We start from the raw sequence: 271 nt of genomic DNA on the forward strand, positions 1-271 counted from the left end.
GACTACAAGGGATCTAATCCTGTTTGCTACCCACGCTTTCGTGCCTCAGCGTCAGTTCTATGCCAGGTGGCTGCCTTCGCCATCGGTATTCCTCCAAATCTCTACGCATTTCACTGCTACACTTGGAATTCTACCACCCTCTCACAAACTCTAGATATACAGTCTTAAATGCACGGCCAAGGTTAAGCCCGGGCTTTTCACATCTAACTTATATATCCGCCTACGCACCCTTTACGCCCAGTAATTCCGATTAACGCTCGCACCCTCTGTA

The 271-nt window shown here is 48.7% G+C and carries 1 rRNA gene; it reads right to left on the minus strand.

Features of this window, described 5'->3' with window-relative positions:
• Nucleotides 1-271, minus strand: a 16S ribosomal RNA gene (locus ACTHSL_RS13640); the annotation flags it as partial.

Source organism: Neisseria sp. P0008.S010 (assembly GCF_051962715.1).
GTDB classification, from domain to species: domain Bacteria; phylum Pseudomonadota; class Gammaproteobacteria; order Burkholderiales; family Neisseriaceae; genus Neisseria; species Neisseria elongata.